This is a genomic window from Lactococcus sp. KTH0-1S, assembly GCF_052544945.1.
Window position 1 is genome coordinate 2,181,920 of sequence record NZ_CP195165.1, and the last position, 20,525, is coordinate 2,202,444.

Sequence of the window (20,525 nt, forward strand, 5' to 3'; positions counted from 1 at the left end):
CAGCTGACAGAAATTCTGTCAGTAATTTGGGTACAAGAAAAAGGGCCAAGCCCTTATCAGATAATATTATTATATCATATTTATCTTGAATTAAAAGGACTTTTAATAAAATTAGAAAAGAAAAATCTGTCAAAACTGACAGATTTATAGATTATTTAAGAAATGGTACCAAATGGTTAACACTAAATGTAATTCCATGTTGAGTTACCCAATCGAAAATTATGATGAACACCAAGAAGAAAGCCGTATATTCAATGACCATAAAAAAATCACGAACAGATTGTTTTCTGCTTGGCCAAGTGGTTAATTTCATTTCTTCAATAATGCTACCAATAAATTTAAACATAATCTTTTCCTATCACTGTCACAAATTTACTGACAGAGTCCATTTCTTATAAAAGTTTACTGACAGAATGTCAGTTCGACGTGTTTAAATCCTATTAAGTAAATACAATTTAACGCGTTTCTTTGTGTAATGTGTGTTTGCCACAAGTGCGACAAAACTTTTTAACTTCAACTCGTTTTTCTTTCGCAACTGACGAAAGATTGAGGGTATAATTTCGCGAACCACATATGGTGCACGCTAATCCAGCTTTTCTTAACATATTATCTCTTATTCTATCAAAAATTATTTAGAAGCGCAAACTATTTTTCCACATCGGTCAGGCTATTAGCTACTAAAGCCGCGTATTTTTCGGCCCCTGTTCCTTTAGGATGAATATTATCACTGTAGAACCATGAACTTTGACCAGATGCTTTTTTATTCCAATCAATAATTTTCAAATTTTTATATTTCTTTGCCATTTTTTTCAGCAAATTATTATTAGGTTTTGCCCAAACACGGTCTGCGTGAACATTGATCCAATAAACAGGTTTATTCCCAGCAACTTTCATCGCTGCGTCAATTTCACCTTCTTTAATTGTTCCGTTTGTTCCTAGACCAATTAAATAAGCATCAGGATTAGGCATTTTTGATTTAGCATTCGTTAAGTCTGTATCCAGTGACTCTGCTTGTCTTCCAACTGCTGCATCAATATACATGTGTGGAAAAACTTCTTGAAGATTTGTAGATGCGGCAACCATAACCGAATCTCCAAGAGCTAGAACATTCATTTGAGAAGCTTTTTCAGCAACTACAGGTTGAACCTTATACTTTTCTGCTACCGCCTTTAAGGACATCGGCACTTTGTTGTTTGCCTCAGCCAATTGTTTCTTTTGTAGGGCAACTTGTTGAGCCATTATTTTTTCTTCAATCACTCGTTGGTCATGAGGTGAAGGCGGTGAAAAAATAATGAAACCTAAGCTTATCAGAGCAAGCCCTGAAATGAGCATCGGTAAAATATTCTTTTTAAGTTTCCAACCTTTTTCTCGAACAAAATTTTGAAGAATTCCTAAAATATTACTATAATCAAAGCGTTGCGTTGGTAGCTCAATCAAACGATATGAAAGTTCCGTCAGAATAAGAATGAGCGCCAATTGCCAAATTAAATTATACCAAGCGGTAGGAGCAAGTACCTTAGCTTCAGCGAAAGCAAAAACAGGAAGTTGCCACAAGTAAATTCCGTAAGAACGTGAGCCAATATATTCAAAAACAGGGTTTGAAAATAGCTTGTTAGTCGGAAGACTTGGATGTGCCACCAAAGCAACCATTATCACACTGGCCAAACTTGCTAGCCACATTCCGCCATAATAAGTAAATGTCCCTTGAGCAGGCATAAAGATATAAGCAAGCAGCAAGAGCAAAGATAATCCAATAGTCAACTGCCATGCAATTTTAACCGCTCTTTTATTAACCTTATGAGAAAGTTTATTCAAGGGCCAAACGAAAGCAAGACTAGCCCCCATTATTAAGCTAAAGAAACGCGTATCCGTACCATAATAAACCCGCGTTGGGTCTGCTCCAGGAACGAAAAGAATTGCCATCCAAATTACCGAAATCAAGGCCAAAAGATTAGCAATGACAAAAATCCGACCTCTTTTTTTAACAAATTTTAGCAAAACAATCAAAAGCAAAGGCCAAAGGATGAAGAATTGCCCCTCGATTGATAAATAATAAATATGTTTGAAAGGTGAAGCACCCGCAATATCAGCAAAATATGAACTTCCTTGCGAAATCTGCCACCAGTTTTGAACCGAAAATATAGCAGAAAGGAAATTAGAACGTAATCCCGCCCACAAATTGGGTTGAAAAATAATGATATAAGGTGTCACAAGCAGAAAAATTGCAATTAGTAATGGATAGAGACGCTTTAATCTTCTTCCCCAAAACTGCCAAATATTAATCTTCTTATTTTTTTCATACTCACGAAGGAGCGAATCCGTCACCAAATAGCCCGAGAGTACGAAAAATAAAACGACACCAAGAAAACCACCCTGAACATGGTTTGGCCAGAGGTGATATAGAATAACTGTTAAAACACCAATCGTCCGTAATCCATTAAAACCTGTGACGTAACGCTTCATTTTTCTTCTCGATTTCTATCTTTATTCTTTAAAATTTTCTTGTCTTAAAACTACTACGCTTCACCTCTAATTCTACCATATTTCTACCTCTTTTTTCAGTTTTAGTTGCCAAAAATCCCTTTAACTTTATCCCAGGCATTTTTAGCTGCATCTCCAATATCTTTACCCACTTTTCCGAGGTCCAAACCGCCAGAATCTGAAGATGATGAAGAGCTAGAACTAGAGCTTTCTGGTGTATTTCCAGTCGTGTGAGCTTCCGCTTGTTCTTGATCCACAATATCATCTTGATATTGTCTTTGTTGAGTCCAATAAGGTTCTTGTGCAGCAACACCCGCTTCGGCATAAGGATTTTTCACTGTAAATGCCGTTCCTTTAGTATAAGGCAACATATAACTAGCTTCCTGACGGAAAATGACTGAGGTTTGCCCCTCTGATGAACCTGTCAGTTTATATTTTCCATCCGCATAACCTACCCAGAGTGCCATAACCACATCTGGTGTATAGCCTACTACCCACTGGTCTTGGTCTTCATTGGTTCCTGTCTTACCAGCAAGTGTATAAGACTTAGGTGAAGCTTTCCAAGCAGAACCATTAGTATAAGTTCCCAGCATCATTTGAGTCATTTTGTCAGCTGTATCTTTACTAATAACCCGTTTTTTGGTTACCTTTGCTGTTTTTACAACTTGTCCTGCAGCATTTTCAATTTTAGTAATTAAATGCGCATCATTCATCACTCCACCATTTGCAAAAACTTGATAAGCCTGAGCAATTTGCCAAGGATTCGTTTCAACTCCAGCTCCGAGCGCCGTCGGTAAAACATCATTTTTACTACTTAAGTCTAAACCAAACTCACGCCCTAAAGCATTTCCGACTTTTGGTCCAATCGCCTGATATGTATTAATAGCTGGAATATTGTATGAATTTGCTAAAGCAGTATACATTGGGATTTCTCCACGCCATTGATTATCAAAATCGGTTGGTTTCCAGCCATTATAATCTGCTGGTGAATCATCAACCGTTTTATCAATTGACCACCCCGCTTCAATTGCTGGAGCGTAAACAATAAGAGGTTTAATAACTGAACCAGGAGAACGTTTAGACATTGTGGCATAGTTATAATCAGTAAAGCTATTTGAACCTTCTGTATTAACATTTCCGACAAGAGCATTGACAGCTCCCGTTTTAGGGTCAATAGCAACCGAAGCAGATTGGGCATAAGTTCCATCTGATGCTTGTGGGAAGAAACTTGGGTCAGAATAAGTCTTTTGCAAGCCTGATTGCATATTTTGGTCCATGCCCGTATATATTTTGTAACCATTATTCATGATTTCTTGTAATGTCAGACCATACTTGCGTTCCGCTTCAGAAATTACAGCATTATAATAGCTTGGATATTTATATTGACTACTTTTAGATTGATAATTGTCTTGCAATTGAGCTTGTAAGTCAACTTTCATAAAAGTATCTGCCTGTGACTGCTCCAAATAACCAGCATTAACCATATTTTGCAAAACTGTATTACGTCGGTCAGTCGCATATTTTCCTTTTTCGTAAAGAGGATTATAAATTTCTGGCCCCTTTAACATTCCCGCAAGACTGGCTGCTTCATCAACAGTTACTTCGCTTGCTGGAACACCAAAGTATTTCAAAGCTGCATCCTGAATTCCCCAAACACCATTACCAAAGTAAGAATTATTCAGATACATATCAAGAATCTCATCTTTACTATAATGTTTATTGATTTCAAGTGCCAAGAAAAATTCACGCGCTTTACGGTCAATCGTTTGTTCTTGAGTCAAATAAGCATTTTTGGCCAATTGCTGAGTGATTGTTGAACCACCACCAAAACGCCCAAGAGTAACGGCTGCTAGAGCAAAACGTTTCAAATTAACACCATGATTTTTATAGAAAGTTCTATCTTCAGTTGCCACAACAGCATTTGTTATATTTTTGGAAATTTGGTCAATCTTGACCGGTGTTCCTTTTTGACCATAAAGATTTCCAGCTTCATTATTATCTTTGTCATAAATAATTGTTTGTGCCGAAATAGAACTTTGCAGTACTTTAACATTAGCTGTTTTAGCTAAGTAAAAAAGATATGAACCTGTCGAAACAATGGCTACTAAGACAAAAATAATTGTGATTTTTGTCAGATTATAACGTTTCCAGAACCGTTTAATTGGTTTCATGAATTTACCAAACTTCGTTTTAGCCGGTTTTTCTATTTCTTCTTCAAGCTTTTTTTGTTTTTTAGGGCGTAAATTAGGAATTTTTAAACTATTTTTTTTAGGTTCCTTTTTATTACGCCGACTGAAATTATTATTTTCAGACATATATCGTTCCTCAGATGCTTTTTATTTCTTTACTTACTCAAATGAATAGAGTAATACCTTATTTTAATACTTTTCTGCTTTTTTTGCCTTACATCTTTGTAAGGTCCCTAAATTTCATTTTTTCAGTTCTGATTATTTTACCAAAAATCCCCTTGGCTTACAATGTAAGTTTGTAAAACAAAAGGGATTTATGTTTTATTATAAAGGTTTCTCTAGATTTTTCAATTGTTTCACTTCTAGCACCAAAATTCTATTTATATTTTAGCTAATTCTAAATTAAAAATAAGCGTATTCGCTTTCTAATATTATTTTGTATATCCGTAGAGTTTAAGTTCACCTGATAAGTATTCCCCTAAATAAATTTCCTTAATTTGGTTATATCCTTGCAGATTAATTTGTTGTTCAAGCCAATTTTCATCTTTATCAATTAATTCGAGAACATCAAAATTAGCCTGTCCATCAACAATAATTGGATATTTAATATTTTCACCACCAAATTCAATCAATGTCAATTGGCCATTTTGCTCTAAAATAGCTCTTTTAACATTATGTATCTCATAAATACCGTTGGAACGTAATTTAAACATTAATTCATTAGCAGAGATTCCATTTCTGAGACATTCATTTACTCTCACTTTTCCATCTTGAATCAGAGTCAATGGTTTACCATCAACGATTAATTTTACATAGCGATTGTGCTCCTTTGCAAATTTTAAAATTAATACTAACAGTGTCCATATGATTAGAACCAAGACAAATTGTAAAACCGTAATAGAATCATTATAGATGACTCCACCAATAATTCCTCCTAAAACATAATTTTGAACTTGATCCATTGCTGATGAGGGGGCAAGATTACCTTTCCCCATTAAATTTATTTGAATAATTAAACAAATAATACCTAAAGCAAATTTTAGTATTATTGGGCTGTATAATTGCATTATAACTCCTATTTTTTTATTTTTCGGGATTAATCAAGTAACTTTTAGTAAGGGTATATGATTGCTGATCAGCACTAAGATTAACTTTATAATAATCACCTTTTATCTTTACAATCACACCATCAGCTAATTGTGTGGAATTAACAAAAATATTATTTTTATTCGTTCTTTCGTTTTTAGCAACTCTTTCAATAAATCCAACCATCTGTGAAGATTGAGTATGCTTAGATTGATTAATTTGATAATTGGAATATTGTATACCGATCTCTAAAATAATAAATAATAATAAAATAATACTAAGATCTCTATACTTTGTTTTAATTCTATGCTTAATATATATAGCAAATACAATTACAAGAACTACAAGACTCCCAAAAATAAAGATATATCGAAGATAATCGCTAAGCCCAGCTTGCGATTTTAAAAATTCAATATCATAAAATTTCATATTCTTCACCCCTTAATAACTATTATATTAAAAAAATGATTAATAAATCATTTTATAATTATTCAAACCTCATTTAATTTTATAAATAAAACTTCTAAGATGAAATATTTCTTTATAATAGTTGTTCTACTTCCACTGGAGTAAGTTCAAGAACTGCTCGCAAAAATGGATACTTTTCTTTCATCATTTCAAATTCTGGGCCATTTGAGATAAGATTTGCTTTAGCACTCACCCTAAAGCCAATCCCTTGATAGCCATTTTTACCTTCGACTTCTCTAACCCCAAGCATCAGATAAATTGTATCATTCACTTTAATATCATCTTCTAAATAATGCATCCCTGCTGCCGGTGCCAGTATTCGTTCATCACTGGTAAGCTGTAAATAAGAAATCCATGTTCCTGTAACATGAGGACTTTTCTCTCCTCCCCATGAAGTGAGGGAAACTGAACCTTCATATTTTAATGTTTCTTTAAATTTTTTTGTTAGCATTTTTTCTCTTTCTATAATTCACTCATAATATTTATTATTTTTTACATTTTGAGTTATCTTTATTACGTATTTTTAAGAAGATACTTTGATTATAACAAACCTAGAGTTAATTGAAAAGTAATTCTCTTGATAATCCCGATGCTGTCACCCTTTCAGTTTCTTATATTTTTGGGCCAAATAAAAACTTATAGTATAATGTGAATATGGAATATAACTTCATTTTATCCGAAAATTTTATAGAAGAGCCTGTCTCTGATTTACTCGAAAAAACTTGGTTCATTCCTCGTAAACAAAGACACTTTCTAAGAATGAAAAAACATTGCTTAGTCAATAACAAGCTTATCAACGAAAAACAGCTCGTCCATGCTGGAGATAAAATCACTCTTATTTTTGATAATGAGGATTTCTCTAATTTATCTCTAAAATTCGGTTCAGCAAATTTAGCTGACATCCTTTATGAAGACGAACATTTGATTGTTGTTAATAAACCTGAAGGAATGAAGACCCACGGAAATACGCCTGATGAATTAGCCTTACAAAATCATGTTGCAGCGGCAATCAATCAGGAAGTTTTTGTCGTTCATCGTTTGGACCAAGCAACATCTGGTGCTGTTTTATTTGCAAAAAATCAATTTGTTCTCCCTATTCTTGGTAAAATGTTTGAAGACAATAAAATTCATCGTGAATACTTGGCACTAGTCAAAGGTCATTTCCCAGAAAATCACTTTACCATTGATCGGGCCATTGGTCAAAATCGCCATGATAAAAATAAACGAATCCTTTCCGCAAAGGGTCAAAAAGCAGTGACTCATGTTGAGATTATCAAAAAATTTATTGACAAAACTCTTGTTAAATGTACCTTAGATACTGGAAGAACTCATCAAATACGTGTCCATTTATCTTCTCTGGGGCACCCTATTATTGGTGATACTTTGTATGGTCAAAAATCACAGGAGAGAATGATGCTTCATGCTGATAAAATTATTATTCCCCATCCATTTGAAAATAAAATTTTAGAAATTCCAGCAATTAGCACTAGCTTTCTTGACATTTTAAATAAAACAAAATAAAAAGAAGTGATTTTTACCACTTCTTTTTATTTATTTCTTAGGCTCGAAGCAATCGTTTTAAGCTTGAAGTTACCAAGAAAAGGACGATGAAAATTAAAGTAATTGCGGCAGAGGCCGGAGCATCCATATAGTAAGAAGCAATCAAGCCAGCATTTAAACCAATAAAACTTACAATAACAGAGATAAACAGCACAGCTTTAAAAGATTTGCCTAAACGCATCGCAATCGAAGCAGGTAAAACCATAATTGCTGAAACAAGTAAAGCCCCCGCTGCAGGAATCATCAATGCAATAGCAACTCCTGTGATAATATTAAATGCAATAGAAATCCAACGAACAGGAAGTCCATCAACAAAAGCTGTATCTTCGTCAAATGTCATCACATAAAGTGGACGTAAAAAGAGAATAAATCCAAGTAAAACGACAGCTGCTAAAACAAAAAGCATAATCACTTGCGATAAGGAAATTGTGATGATTGAGCCAAATAAATATTGCTCCAAACTAACACTTGTTGCTCCTTTTGAGGAATTCAAAATTAAAAGGGCAATGGCCAGTCCTGCTGACATCAAAATGGCCGTCGCAATTTCCATATAGTTATGATAAATTGTTCTTAAATACTCTAGAAAAACAGCCGCAATTACAACTGTAATTAAAGTTGTAATTGTTGGATTCCAACTTAAGAGGACCCCAAAAGCAACACCAGCCAACGATACATGTGATAATGTATCTGACATTAAACTCTGTCTACGTAGTACAAGAAATACACCAAGCAAAGGGGAAAATATTGAAATAGCGGTTGCTGCTAAAAGAGCGTTTCGCATGAAGTCATACTGGAATAATTCAAACATCAGCTTCCTCCTTTAATTCTTGTTGGTTTTCTTGAGCTACTCTATCTCGGTCTGTATGCAAATCAAAGCAAGCAAATTTCCCATTTTTATCTTTCAATAAATGAATATTTCGGTCAGCATAATCTTTCACTTCTTCTGGATCATGAGTGACCATTAAAACAGATTTCCCATGTTTATGAGCCGCATGGTGCATCAATTCATAAAAATCGCTACTTGATACATCATCCATTCCTGTTGTTGGCTCATCAAGAATAAATAAATCAGGATCACTAGCAAACATTCTTGCAATAGCAATTCTTTGCTTTTGACCTCCAGAAAGTTCACCAATCCGCTTATTTCTGTAGTCCCACATCCCTACTGAGTCAAGAGCTGCCTTAACGTGTTCTGAGTCGTGAGCTGTCATTTTTTTAAACCAGCCTTGCCTTGGATAGCGTCCGCTCATAACAAATTCATAAACCGAACTTGGAAAACCAGCATTAAAACTTGCAACTTGCTGAGGAAGATAAGCAATTCTTAATTTTTCTCCTCGGTTATTTTTGAGAGAGATTTTTATTTTACCTTTTTTAGGTTTTAAAATTCCCAAAGTTGTTTTTATAAGAGTTGATTTGGCAGCGCCATTCTCACCTGTTAATGTGACAAATTCACCAGAATCAACATGATAGCTGATATTTTCTAAAACTGGCTCTCTATCATAATAGAAAGTCAAGTTTTCAACATTGATATATCTCATTTTTTCTCTTTATATCTCTAATAGTAAATCTTATTTCGGAGTTTTTCTTACTAATCTATTTTTATTTCAAAAACACGAAACTCCCGTTCATGAGAACGAGAGTTTCAAGGAGTTTTTATGAAAAGATTTTTTGGAAGAAATTCATTATAAATCCTTCATCTTAATTTTTCCTTAAACTCACTTGATAGTTTTCTTTAAAGCAGTCAAATTATCTTGCATCAGTGTGAGATAATTGTCACCATTTTTTTTCTGCTCGTCAGATAGTCCTTCGACAGTATTGATACCAATAAGGTTCGCCCCTACTGATTTTGCTAAAGTCTCAGCAATTTTACTGTTAGCATTTCCTTCAAAATAAACATTTTTTAGTCCTGCTTTTTCCATTTCAACTTTTAAATTAGCTAACGTTGAGGCTGAAGGTTCTACTTCTGGATCCAATCCAGCAATCGCAATTTCTTTCAAACCATAATCACGGCTTAGATAAGCAAAAGCTTCATGTTGAGTAATAAATGTTTTTTGTTTAGCATCTTTCAAAGTATCAAATTCACTGTCTAACTTTTTCAATTTAGAGACATAACTTGCTGCATTTTTTTCAAAAGTTGCTTTATCATCTGGGAATTTTTCCCCAAGCTCAGAGGCAATAGTATTAACTTCAATAATTGCTTGTTTTGGACTAATCCAAGTATGAGGGTCACCAGATATCTTATCAACATCCTTGCTAGCTTCGATTTTAATGCCTTTATTGTTCACTTTTTTGGCCCATTTTTCAAGGTCATTAGAATTGTAAACAATAGCTTCAGCATTTGTCATTGTCGCAACTTGCTTTGCACTTGGTTCAAATTCATGAACTTCCTGATTAGCAGGGACAATGTTTTCGACATCGACTTTGTTACCAACAATCGCCTTCGTAAACTCATACATTGGCTCAAAAGTCGTGACAACTTCTGGCTTACTAGCTGATTTTTGACAACCTGCCAAGAGTAAAACTGCTGGAATAGCAAGTAACATCAATATCTTTTTCATTGAAATTCCTCCGTAAGTGCTGATAAGAATTTACTTATCACTTCTTGTTCTTCGCCATTAAATTTGTTCCCTAATTCCTGGTAAGTACTCAGAGTTTTCTCGTGATGAGTAGCATGCTCCTTAGCAACCGGAACCGCTTTTTCTGTCAAGCTCCAAAGGACCACGCGTTCGTCATTTGTGGCTCGACTTGATTTAATTAGTTCTTGCTCTTGTAATTTCTTTAGAGCTTTAGTTACTGCTGCTGGAGAAATCTTTAGTTTTTCGGCAATTTTAGCATTTGTCGATATTTGTTCTGCCAAAAGCATTAAAATATGTTCTTGTGTGCTCGTTAGCTTTACATCACTTTCACACTTACCAAGTAATATTTCATGCTTATTTTCTGCAAATTGCATGATTGTCCCAAGAAACTGGTCGATTTGATTTGCTAAACTCATCGTATTGCGTCCTCCATAATTAGTTTACTGGTTAATTATATAGCAAAGAAAAAATAATGTCAACCAGTTAACGTTATTTTTTAATTTTTTATTTGAAAGTTTGTGCCATCTTTTAGGCGGATACTAAATTGATAAGTTTTTTCATCGCTTAAATGATCAGTAGTTTTTGAACTGGCTGACGAGTCTGTCAGTAAATTGTAGAACAAATCTCCTGAATCAAAATGAATTTGCCCTTGAGATTTTAAGTCAGTCTTTAAAGCTACTGACACCATTAATTCAGCAGTTAACTGCTCCTTTTCACTTCTTAATTGTCGAGCATCATCTATTTGTCTTTGCAAATAGAACTGAAGAAACATTGAAAATATCAATAATAAGACTAGCGTATATAGAAGTATTCCTCCTCTTATTTGTCTTCTGGAAATTGATAGATAAATGTTCTTTCACCTCCTTGATTAAAATCAATTCTTATGGTTATTAGATTTTTAGTAGCTTGAATCTTAGCCCCTTTTATATCATAAAGCATTGGCTGATAACCCTGACCTTTGTCATCAGTCTTCCGGAAATCATCATTCATAAAACCAAACCTTAGTTTTTTATCTTTAGTTACATATAGAAAATTCTGTTCTACCTTATCTAATTTTGTTCCTGAGAGTTCAAAACGCATTTGCTGACAGAAAATTTGCCAATCTTTTATGCTATCACTTTGACTAATCGCCATTTGTTCTTTCAACATCTTTGTTAAACCTGAGATGACAAGGACTGATCCAGAAATTGCAAGAAGTGCCACCAAACACTCCAACAAGGTAAATGCTTTAACTTTGAGGTTCAAGTCGCAAAATTTCCTTTCCATGATTACTAATAATCAGTAAATTTGAGTTTTCATTTATCTTTATATCAGAACCGTTGATTGATAATTCTGTTAAGTGACTTTCAATCGCCATTTGTGCCACGTTTAAAGCTTCAATCTTTTGATTTTCTTCCGTATTTTTTTGTCTTGCTTGCACAAGAGAACTTACGATAAAGCTGACTAGAAAAGCGAGTAGAGCTATACTAATTAAACTTTCCAAAAGCAAATAAGCTTTAACTGATTTTCTTTTTAAATTTTCCACTGCCTATCTCCAATTGATAAGTGATGAGCTTTTTTTCGTAAGGTAAAGAAATTGTGAGTTTTTGTAAGCTAGAATTCTCTCCCTTATCATCAAATTTAACTATAAAATCTTTGAGTTCTACCTCCTTTGGAATTGTGATACTTCTATCTTCACAGATTAATTCTTGATTTTTAGCAACTAAACTTTCAGATTTTTGAAGCAGTGCAGCATCTTCTTGACTCCTTTTATAGAAATTTTCAAACTGTAGAACAAACAATTCTCCCTTAAAAAGATGGACTGTTTGTATTATTTCTAAAGAAAAAAGAGTTGTGATAAAAGAAATAATCAACAAAACTAGAAGAGACTCTAGTAAAGTAAATGCTCTAGTCATTAAAATTTCGTTCTTCATTTTTATTCTGATCATAGTAATTATCGTAAGCAGAAATTTGTTTTTGAGTAATCATCCCAGCGCTGAGCAATTCTGACAGAGTCGGCTTCTCATCATCATGATCTATCTCATAAAGTTGAGCTTGACTTTCTACTACTTTTACAACTGCCGCTTCTCCAGTTTTTTGAACTTGTGATTTTTCTTTAATTAAATTTGGAACAAATAGTAATATCAAAATACTAATAATAGCTAGTACAATTAACATCTCTATCAAAGTAAAAGCTTTTAGCTCTTTCTGACGGCATTTTTTTTCACAAATTTTAACGAATAAAAATATTTTTTGTATTTTCTTTAAAATAAACTTCTTTGTTCTTTCCATTTTTTCATCCTTTCTATATTCCTGAACCCATATTTGAATAGATGGGGAGTAACATAGCTGCATATAGCAAAATAATCATCAATGCTACGAAAACAAAAACAAGAGGTTGGATTAATTGCATTAAACGATCTATCTTTGTAAAAAATTGTTTCCAACATTCATCCGCATAAAGCGAAAGCTCTAAGCCTAATTTATCTTTAATAGCTCCATATTCAATCATTAATGAGAGCTCGGGTAAAAAAAGTGCAAGTTTACTGACAGCTTGTTCAAAAGACCGACCAGCATTCAATTCTAAATCAAGATTCTTGCCAACTTCTGAAAAAATTCGACTTTTTTGTTTTTTCATTAAGTTAATAATTTGACGTAATTCGACACCTTGAGCAATTAAATTTCCCCATTCTCTTGCAAAGTAAGCTGTTAAATATAAACGGATAAAAGAATGAATCAGAGGTAATTTAACAAGAAATGTAAAATTCATTATTGCTGATTTTCGTTTAAAAAGAGTTACTGACAAAGCTGTCAGTAAAAATATAAAAGCTCCAAACGAAAAAAATACTAAGGGTAAATGATTAATCAATAGAGTAGCAAAGTTACTGCCACTATTGAGTTGTGGCAGTAAATAATTTTTTAAGCCCCACATAATTCCAACCAGAAAAATTAATAATAATATTGGATAAGTAGCAACTTCCACTAATTTATTTTTAACTTTAAGCTGTTTTTTTAGATGAAGTTCAACTAATTGCATCGTTCCTGACAAGTTACCATGCACTTCTACCAAAGCAAGTTGTGTCACCACATTTTTAGAAAATGAAAGACTTTCTAAAAGCTCTGATAAAGATTGACCAGAAGCGAGACCTTCTTTCATTTTCAATGTAAATTCTTTTTCCACAAGTTTTGATAAAGATAAGAAATTTATCACTTCTCCTAAATTAAATCCACTATTCAAAAGATTTCCCACCAGTTGGATAAGTTTAGCTTGTTTAATCAGTCTTAATTTTTTCCCTCTTGGCTTCAGTAGATGTGAGATATCCATTTGTAAGTAGCTGATCAATTTTTTTATTCCAATTTTCTGATGACCAAGACTCAAATTCGTTTTTGGCAATATCTAATACTCCTTTCCCAGCTATTAAACGCTGATAAACAACACTTGATAAAGCATTTTTTATTTCCCAATGACTTAAACCCAGCTCTGATAATCTCTGAATGACACCTCTAACAGAAGCGGCATGAACGGTTGAAAATACTGTATAACCTGTCAAACTAGCCCGTAAAACTGCTTGAGCGGTCAATTTATCACGAATTTCACCAACGATTAACAAATCTGGGCGATGCCTCAGTGATAATTTAATTAATTCATCATAACTATTACCAATGACTTCGTTGACTTGTAACTGAATAAAATCAGAATCAATCAACTCAACGGGTTCTTCAATAGTGATAACTTGTAAATCTGTAAAATGACGACGAGCTAACTCAAACATTAAAGATGTTTTGCCCGATCCTACTGGACCAGCAAAGAGATGCAATCCTCTTTTACAATCATAATTCTCTAGCTCTTCATCAAACCAAAAATCAAGTTCTTTGTTTTGATCATGCAAGAGACGTATTACCAAGGATTCATTACCCTCGAAATCCCCCACTGTTGAAAGACGTAAACGTTTTGCATTACTTTCCTCTAATTCATACCAACAAGCTCCCAATTGAACTCGTCTGCGTTCTCCTGTATTCATCCCAGCTAGAAACTTAAAGTGAGTAAGTAGTGCTAAGCCAACTTCTAACCCAATTTCTTCTACCAGAACACGCGCTGTCATTTGTCGAAAATAAAGTTTATACTTTTCTTTTGAAGCAATCAGATAAATATCTGATGCACCTCTATCAATTGCTTTTTGAATTAATTCTTTTGCCATTTTTGGTATCATACTAGACTATACGCAAATAATCAGTTAATGTAACAAAAAAGCCGAAAATTTTTCGACTTTTATTTCTTTGATTTTCATAATTCAACTTTCAAACTCTTATTAAAATCAAATATTTTATACCTTTTTCCGATACCAAACCGACCTCAACTCCCTCTTTTATCCTTTTTTTAATGAATAAACATTACGAGACCAATAATCAACAGTATCAGTGTCAAAAGCAATAAGGAAGTTGAAACACCTATTATTTTTATTAAATTATTTATCATCCTTATTTATCTTTATTTTTATTAATAATCAAAAAAAGGAGGCTTAAAGCCTCCTTTTCTCTATTTTTAATATTAGATTTATCAAAAGAAATCATCAAATAGACTTAATTGATTATCATCAGGCATTCCTTCAAGAACACCCATATTGGTCATGTTTTCAATAATTGTTTGTGAAACACCACCACGCTTACGAAGTTCCATTTTACTTAAAAATTCACCTTCAGCACGCGCTGCAACGATTTGTTTTGCTACGTTTTCACCCAATCCGTCCATTGTTACAAATGGCGGAATTAAAGTATCACCATCAATAACAAACTCAGTAGCCTCTGAGCGATAAAGGTCAATTTTACCAAAAGTGAAACCACGCTCTAACATTTCATTACAAAGCTCTAAGGTTGTATAAAGGTTAGTTTCAACATTTGTTGCATCGAAACCTTTATCTTTAATTTCTTTCATTTTGGCTTTGACTGCTTCAAGACCTGCTCCCATTACCCCAATATCAAAGGCAGTTGCTCTAATAGAGAACCATGCACAATAATACAATATTGGATGATGAACTTTGAAATAAGCTACCCGTAAAGCCATCATAATATAGGCTGCCGCATGGGCTTTAGGGAACATATATTTAATCTTTGAACAAGACTCAATGTACCATTCAGGAACATCATGTTCTCGCATAGCCTCTACATATTTTTCACGTTCTTCGGCGGGAATTTTATTCCACATTCCTTTACGCACCCGTTCCATAATTGTAAAAGCAAGACCGTTTTCTAGCCCCTTATGAATAAGATAAACCATGATATCATCCCGACAACCAATAACGCTTGATAAGTCGGCAATCCCTGAACGAATTAAATCTTGAGCATTTCCTGACCAGACATCCGTCCCGTGTGAAAGTCCAGAAATTTGGAGTAAATCTGCGAAGTTTTTAGGTTTGGCTTCAGCAATCATGTTCATTGAAGTGAAAGTTCCCATTTCAGGGATTCCCAAAGTTCCTAATTTTACCCCTAACTGTTCTTCGGTCAAGCCCAAAGATTCTGTCCCAGTGAAAAGCTTCATCACTCCTGGGTCATCCATTGGAATATCTTGAGGAACAATCCCAGAGAGGCTTTGTAATTTTCGAATCATCGTGGGGTCATCATGCCCAAGAATGTCAAGTTTTAAGATATTGTCATGAATCGCATGGAAGTCAAAGTGAGTCGTTTGCCATTCGGCATTAACATCATCGGCCGGAAATTGAACAGGAGAAAAATCATAAACATCCATATAATTTGGAATAACGATAATCCCACCTGGGTGCTGTCCTGTTGTTCGTTTAACACCAGTTGAGCCAGCAGCTAAGCGGTCAATTTCTGCATTTCCATAAAATTGATCATAATCACGTTCATATCCTTTGACAAAACCAAAGGCTGTTTTTTCAGCAACCGTACCAATTGTTCCTGCTCGAAAGGCATAATCTTCACCAAAGATATCTCGAACGTCCAAGTGAGCAAGGGGTTGATCGTCCCCAGAGAAGTTCAAATCGATATCGGGAACTTTGTCTCCCTTGAAACCTAAGAAAGTTTCAAAAGGAATATCATGGCCATCTTTGATGAGTTTATGGTCACATTTAGGGCAATTTTTATCTGGCATGTCATAACCAGAACCGAAAGATCCATCATCATAGCATTCAAAATATTGACATTCTGGGCAACGATAATGTGGAGCCAAGGGATTTACTTCGGTAATCCCAATCATTGTTGCAACAAGTGATGAACCAACAGAACCCCGGGAACCAACGATATAGCCTCGGTCATTAGAACGTTTTACAAGTTCTTGTGAAATAATATAAACAACTGAGAAACCATTTCCTAAAATCGATCGAAGTTCTTTTTCAAGTCGTGCGTCAATAATATCTGGCAATGGATTACCATACCACTCATGTGCTTTTTCATAAGTTAAGCGAACAATCCGTTCCTCGGAGGTTTCTCCTCCATCAAAAACCATCTTAGGTGTATATAAATCATCCCGAACTGGAGTCAATACATCAAATTCATCCGCCATCTTTTGCGTATTGTCAATGACAATTTCACGCGCGGTCTTCTCATCAAGAAAACTAAAGGCTTCAAGCATTTCATCAGTTGTTCTAAAATGAGCTTCGGGTAACGGAAGAGGTTTGGCATGTTCCCCATGTCCTTGAGTCCAGTTAATTTCAGCTCCAAGACCAAGTGAGCGAACAATAATTTCTCGATAAATAGCATCTTCTGGGTTCAAATAATGTAAATTACCTGTGGCCAGAACTGGCTTGCCTAAAGTCTTACCAATTTTTATCAAATCTTTAAGCGTTTGTTCCAATTCTTTTTCTGATTTGAAAGAACCACCAACAACAAGTGAACGATAAAGAGCTGGTGGAAATACTTCGATAAAATCATAAAACTTGGCGATTTCAAGCGTTTCTTCAAATGTTTTATTGATTGCTGCATCAAAAACTTCACCAATTTCGCAGGCCGAACCGACCAACAATCCTTCACGGTTGGCTTCTAAAACAGAACGTGGAACCCGAGGAAGACCAGCATAATATTTAACATTCCCAAAACTAACAATTTTAAAGAGATTTTTTAAACCTTCTTGTGTCTTGGCATATAAAGTCACGTGTTTTGGACGAACTTTTTTATAAGAATCTTCACTGACCAATTTGTCATTAAGTTCTAAAAGACTTGTCCATCCTGTATTTCTAGTACGTAATTCTTCTAAAAATACAAAGAGCAAACGTCCGGTTGCTTCCGCATCAAAGTTGGCCATATGGTGATGTTCAAGTCCGATTTGGAATTTCTTAGTCAATTGACCCAAACCAAAACGTTTCATTTCTGGGTAGAGATTACGGGCAAATTCAAGGGTATCAACCACTGGTTGCGTGATAATCGGCAGACCATTTCGTGAATAATTCATATTCATGAAGCCCACGTCAAATGTTGCATTGTGGGCAACAAGAATTGTTCCTTCACAAAACTTTTGAAATTTTGTTAGAACTTCATATAATGGTTTGGCATTTTTGACATGGTCATCTGTAATTCCGGTTAATTCTGTTGTAAATTCGCTCAAACGATATCCTGGATTGATAAATTCATCAAATTCATCAATTGGATTTCCTTTGTGCATTTTTGTTGCCGCAATCTGAATCAAATCATTATGAACTGCCGAAAGTCCTGTTGTTTCTACGTCGAATACAACATAAGTTGATTCATACATATCAACGTCAGTTTCATTGTAAACAATCGGAATTTTATCTTCAACAAGATTGGCTTCGACGCCATAGATAATCTTAACGCCATTCTTCTTTCCAGCCGAGTGAGCCTCAGGGAAAGATTGCAAACCACCATGGTCAGTAATTGCAATAGCTTTATGTCCCCATTTAGCAGCCTGAGCAACCAAGCTAGAAGCAGAAGGAATAGCATCCATTTGACTCATATTAGTATGCGCGTGAAATTCAACACGTTTTTCATCTGATTTGTCTTCCCGAACATTTTGTGTCGGAATTTCAATCAAATCAGTCAATTGTAGGACTAAATCATTTTTGAAATTGTCCCGTTGAACATTCCCGCGGATACGACACCATAGTCCCGCTTTAATTTGTTTGGCTAGCTGAATTTCTTCTTCGCCACGTAGCCATTTCTGAACATAAAAACTTGAAGTGTAATCAGTCATCTCAAATTCAAGAAGGTAACTAATATTTCCTGTTTTACGTGATTTAATTTCACGAAGTTCACCTTTAAAGACGTATCCTTCAAAAACAACCGGTCCGTTAGTCGAAAATTCACTGACAGAGCGCATCGGAGTGACAGGTTCATTATTTTTGATTTCACGCCCTAATTGAATTTTATCTGATTTTACAGCTTTGATTTGAAGAGCAACACGGTCAATGGTTGGTTTAGGTTTAATTTCCACAACCGCATTAGCGGTCATCACCAAATCATCTTTGTATTTGTCGTGTTCAATATTTCCTTGTACACGCAACCAAAGAGCATCAGATAAGCTGTCAGTAAAATTATCTTCTCCATCAGTACGGTCAGCTATAATTTTTTCATTCATAGCTTTGACAGTATTGACAATTTGGTCAAATTGGGCAATTTCTTCATCCTTACGACCCCATTTTGAAATCATAAATGTTGAAGTTTCATCAGCCATTTTTAATTCTAAAATATGGTTGACTTTCCCTGATTCTTTTCCTGTAAATTCACGATGCGCCGCTTCAAAAACAAGTCCTTCAAAAATAACACCAAAACCTTCTCCAGCAATAAAAGACATGCTGGTAATTGGACTTTGTCCGCTGATTTTTCGGCCAAAGAAAATACCGTCAGAAAGGGCTGTTTCAACAAATTCTGGTTTTGCTTCTCTGGTATTTTTGCTTTCTCGTTCTTCTGAACGTTGTTTTTTAATTTCAGAAACTTGGGCTTGTTCAGCAGTTTGAGCTGCCAAGCGAGCCGCAACTTTTTCAGCGTGAGCAGCTGCTTGCGTTTCTGTCAGCTCCTGGTCAACTAGAGGGGTTATTCTTAATTCTCCAAAACCGAAAGACTTAAATTTTTCTTCTAGAATTGGAAAATATTTCTCCACAAAAAAGTCCATTTGCGGATTATCTTCCACCATTAAGTGAATTTTTTCTTCTTCCTTTTCAAGATGATATTTCTTAAAAATACTTGAAAAAGCAGAATCGCATAATTCTGGAAGTGTAAGTGCATATTGATAATAATCATTCAGATTTTGCTCATCAATATTTTGATTTCGACTGCTGACAGAAATTTCTGTACGAGCAATTGTCGAAAAAGCAGTTTCTGTCAGTTCTGTCAGTAATTTATATATATCAATTGGTAAAATCTCATCAAAAATTAACTGAAAGTGCCAGAGCTTACTTGCCGTGTGCACTTCAACATTTTCAATATCAGCATGCTCAAATTGGCTAGAACGACGCAAATTTGGTGGCATTTTGATTTGTTCCATCAATTTTTCAAACAGATTTTCCATGTTTTTTGACCCTTTATCTTATTTTTTCTATCCTTAGCAAATAGAATTTCATTTCTCATTATAGCATAAAAAAATGTTGCTTTTCATACTTTTTTAAGAATAAAATAACTGACAAAACTGTCAGTTTTTTTATTTTTAAATTAATAATTACTGACAGAGCTGTCAGTAAAACTATTTACCAACTGAGTGATTTTTTTCATCCATTTCCCAAAAATAGAGCGCTTCTTCTACTGTCTGTGCTTCGCCACGTTTCATATAGCGAATCATATGACTGACAGCTTCTATTGTTTTAAATTGTGTGGGAATTCGTCGAAAATGATTTAGTTCTGTCTGAATTTTTTCTTCATCTTCTTTAAGTTTGTTCAAATCAGCATTTAAAGATTTCATTTTTAGAGAACTTTCACCCCCTAAAGCTAATTTTTCTTTAAACTTTTTGGAATCATATCTGAACAAAAGACAAAAAATGAATAAATAGACAACTGAAATCACCAACAAAAGAACTAATGACAACTTTAAAAATATTCCTAGTCCTAAAATAATAAGAAGAACTGCTAATTTTAAAATCAATGATAGACTTTGATGAGTATGAATTTTTTGCTTATCAGAGTGTTCAGCAAAAGATTCAATGCTTTGTTGAACTTTCTGCAAATCCTCAAGTAAGTGAAGCACTTTTTGACAATAAACTATCTCTTTATTAGTCGTTTCCACACA

Annotated in this window: 21 protein-coding genes; 1 reads left to right on the forward strand and 20 read right to left on the reverse strand. The window is 34.5% G+C overall.

The genetic code is table 11. The features are described from left to right. Positions 1-151: 151 nt before the first annotated feature. The 7 genes from secE to ACRYLU_RS10800 all read right to left on the reverse strand — a co-directional run bounded on the left by secE (position 152) and on the right by ACRYLU_RS10800 (position 6,675). Positions 152-346, reverse strand: coding sequence for a preprotein translocase subunit SecE (gene secE / locus ACRYLU_RS10770; RefSeq protein ID WP_021723065.1), 195 nt, complete (start codon positions 344-346; stop codon positions 152-154). 109 nt (positions 347-455) lie between these two features. Continuing rightward, entirely contained in the window at positions 456-605 is a 150-nt protein-coding gene (rpmG, locus tag ACRYLU_RS10775; RefSeq protein ID WP_010906305.1) for a 50S ribosomal protein L33, read from the reverse strand. Positions 606-645: 40 nt separating this feature from the next. Further along, positions 646-2,463 carry an acyltransferase family protein gene (locus ACRYLU_RS10780; protein WP_429915749.1) on the reverse strand — a complete coding sequence of 606 codons (1,818 nt, stop codon included), beginning with the start codon at positions 2,461-2,463 and terminating at the stop codon, positions 646-648. Between the two features lie 101 nt (positions 2,464-2,564). Further along, the gene (locus tag ACRYLU_RS10785; RefSeq protein WP_021723062.1) at positions 2,565-4,796 is read right to left on the reverse strand and encodes a PBP1A family penicillin-binding protein; all 2,232 of its coding nucleotides are present in this window, start codon (positions 4,794-4,796) and stop codon (positions 2,565-2,567) included. A 305-nt stretch (positions 4,797-5,101) separates the two neighbouring features. After that, positions 5,102-5,737 carry a DUF421 domain-containing protein gene (locus tag ACRYLU_RS10790; RefSeq protein WP_012898614.1) on the reverse strand — a complete coding sequence of 212 codons (636 nt, stop codon included), beginning with the start codon at positions 5,735-5,737 and terminating at the stop codon, positions 5,102-5,104. 16 nt (positions 5,738-5,753) lie between these two features. After that, positions 5,754-6,185 (reverse strand): DUF3290 domain-containing protein, encoded by a 432-nt coding sequence (locus ACRYLU_RS10795; protein ID WP_010906308.1) that lies wholly within the window; start codon positions 6,183-6,185, stop codon positions 5,754-5,756. Between the two features lie 112 nt (positions 6,186-6,297). Continuing rightward, the gene (locus tag ACRYLU_RS10800; protein WP_021723060.1) at positions 6,298-6,675 is read right to left on the reverse strand and encodes a pyridoxamine 5'-phosphate oxidase family protein; all 378 of its coding nucleotides are present in this window, start codon (positions 6,673-6,675) and stop codon (positions 6,298-6,300) included. A 203-nt stretch (positions 6,676-6,878) separates the two neighbouring features. On the opposite strand from ACRYLU_RS10800, the gene ACRYLU_RS10805 reads away from it, so the two are divergent. Then, a complete protein-coding gene (locus tag ACRYLU_RS10805) occupies positions 6,879-7,745 on the forward strand; it encodes an RluA family pseudouridine synthase (protein ID WP_058205108.1) in 867 nt (288 codons plus the stop codon). Between the two features lie 37 nt (positions 7,746-7,782). On the opposite strand, the gene ACRYLU_RS10810 is transcribed toward ACRYLU_RS10805, so the two are convergent. The 13 genes from ACRYLU_RS10810 to ACRYLU_RS10870 all read right to left on the reverse strand — a co-directional run bounded on the left by ACRYLU_RS10810 (position 7,783) and on the right by ACRYLU_RS10870 (position 20,522). Further along, a complete protein-coding gene (locus tag ACRYLU_RS10810; protein ID WP_038602349.1) occupies positions 7,783-8,592 on the reverse strand; it encodes a metal ABC transporter permease in 810 nt (269 codons plus the stop codon). After that, on the reverse strand, positions 8,585-9,322 hold the full coding sequence (locus ACRYLU_RS10815) for a metal ABC transporter ATP-binding protein (RefSeq protein WP_021723055.1): 738 nt from the start codon (positions 9,320-9,322) through the stop codon (positions 8,585-8,587). Before ACRYLU_RS10815 ends, ACRYLU_RS10810 begins: the two co-directional genes overlap by 8 nt. Positions 9,323-9,499: 177 nt before the next feature. After that, positions 9,500-10,342, reverse strand: coding sequence for a metal ABC transporter substrate-binding protein (locus ACRYLU_RS10820; RefSeq protein ID WP_038602352.1), 843 nt, complete (start codon positions 10,340-10,342; stop codon positions 9,500-9,502). Continuing rightward, complete coding sequence (locus ACRYLU_RS10825) at positions 10,339-10,776, reverse strand: zinc-dependent MarR family transcriptional regulator (protein ID WP_445080980.1); 438 nt, start codon at positions 10,774-10,776, stop codon at positions 10,339-10,341. Before ACRYLU_RS10825 ends, ACRYLU_RS10820 begins: the two co-directional genes overlap by 4 nt. Positions 10,777-10,856: 80 nt before the next feature. Further along, complete coding sequence (locus ACRYLU_RS10830; RefSeq protein WP_021721873.1) at positions 10,857-11,132, reverse strand: hypothetical protein; 276 nt, start codon at positions 11,130-11,132, stop codon at positions 10,857-10,859. 47 nt (positions 11,133-11,179) lie between these two features. Then, a complete protein-coding gene (gene comGF, locus ACRYLU_RS10835; RefSeq protein WP_021721872.1) occupies positions 11,180-11,626 on the reverse strand; it encodes a competence type IV pilus minor pilin ComGF in 447 nt (148 codons plus the stop codon). Beyond that, positions 11,589-11,885, reverse strand: a complete 297-nt coding sequence (gene comGE / locus ACRYLU_RS10840) for a competence type IV pilus minor pilin ComGE (RefSeq protein ID WP_038602356.1) — start codon at positions 11,883-11,885, stop codon at positions 11,589-11,591. Before comGE ends, comGF begins: the two co-directional genes overlap by 38 nt. Next, positions 11,857-12,288, reverse strand: coding sequence for a competence type IV pilus minor pilin ComGD (gene comGD, locus ACRYLU_RS10845; RefSeq protein ID WP_080651959.1), 432 nt, complete (start codon positions 12,286-12,288; stop codon positions 11,857-11,859). Before comGD ends, comGE begins: the two co-directional genes overlap by 29 nt. Further along, positions 12,248-12,631, reverse strand: coding sequence for a competence type IV pilus major pilin ComGC (gene comGC, locus ACRYLU_RS10850; protein ID WP_080739889.1), 384 nt, complete (start codon positions 12,629-12,631; stop codon positions 12,248-12,250). Before comGC ends, comGD begins: the two co-directional genes overlap by 41 nt. Before the next feature lie 13 nt (positions 12,632-12,644). Continuing rightward, entirely contained in the window at positions 12,645-13,718 is a 1,074-nt protein-coding gene (comGB, locus tag ACRYLU_RS10855) for a competence type IV pilus assembly protein ComGB (RefSeq protein ID WP_445081386.1), read from the reverse strand. Next, complete coding sequence (comGA, locus tag ACRYLU_RS10860; RefSeq protein ID WP_032946550.1) at positions 13,612-14,550, reverse strand: competence type IV pilus ATPase ComGA; 939 nt, start codon at positions 14,548-14,550, stop codon at positions 13,612-13,614. Before comGA ends, comGB begins: the two co-directional genes overlap by 107 nt. A gap of 347 nt (positions 14,551-14,897) precedes the next feature. Then, on the reverse strand, positions 14,898-19,814 hold the full coding sequence (locus ACRYLU_RS10865) for a PolC-type DNA polymerase III (protein WP_445080981.1): 4,917 nt from the start codon (positions 19,812-19,814) through the stop codon (positions 14,898-14,900). Between the two features lie 171 nt (positions 19,815-19,985). Then, positions 19,986-20,522 (reverse strand): hypothetical protein, encoded by a 537-nt coding sequence (locus ACRYLU_RS10870; protein ID WP_058205112.1) that lies wholly within the window; start codon positions 20,520-20,522, stop codon positions 19,986-19,988. Positions 20,523-20,525: the final 3 nt, after the last annotated feature.